This window comes from Blautia sp. AF19-10LB, assembly GCF_003461245.1.
GTDB lineage: Bacteria > Bacillota > Clostridia > Lachnospirales > Lachnospiraceae > Blautia_A > Blautia_A intestinihominis.
On record NZ_QTWS01000097.1, the window covers coordinates 1 to 715 of the forward strand.

A 715-nucleotide genomic window follows, 5' to 3' on the forward strand; every position below is an offset into this window, starting at 1 on the left:
TTTGCAAGAACTGGACTGTGCATTTCATCCGCATTCTTACAATGCAGATCATGCATAAGTCTCCCAAGTTCTGTGTCTTCCTGTTTTCTGGAATTCACATATATAATATGTGCTTCGTCCTGAAAGCTATCATCGGCTTCTTTGATATGCCTGTCAATATGGTAAATAGGAAAGCCATACCCAAGGATGTCATCCCTGGTAATAAAGATCACATAGCTTTCCGGTAATTCATCAAAATCCTGACCCGGATTTAAAGTGTTCATGTCCATCAAACCACTATGGTAACGTGCCCTCTTAGGTGATGCACCTTCATTATCCTGCTGGATCTCCACATCAAACTGTTTGCCTTCGGAATCTCTGGCAACACAGTCCATGATTGCGGATCGTCCCTGCAGATTCTTATAATCCTTCTGGATGATCTGATCAATTACTCGCAGATCCTGTTTTTCCATAATGACCTGCAGAACATATTCCAGGCATTCTCTCTGTTTGAAAACATTTCTCATAAATATGTCACTCATGAGTGTAAAATTCTTAATAATACCTTTATATCTTTCGTAACGTACTTCCAATCCGTTCTCTGGCACAATTTTTTCATCTGCCACGTTCGCTGTCACCTCCCACTTTATTCTTTTTATGTTATGAAGAAATTTTCGAAAAAGCTTTTGTTTATTTTATCTTAGCATCAATGAATGACCTTTACAAGACACTTTTT

Annotated in this window: 1 protein-coding gene; it reads right to left on the reverse strand. The window is 38.6% G+C overall.

Annotated elements, in window-relative coordinates; genetic code table 11:
* On the reverse strand, window positions 1–605 hold a 605-nt coding region (locus tag DWX28_RS19230), incomplete at its 3' end, for a PD-(D/E)XK nuclease family transposase (protein ID WP_118254802.1).
* Between the last annotated feature and the right edge of the window lie 110 nt (window positions 606–715).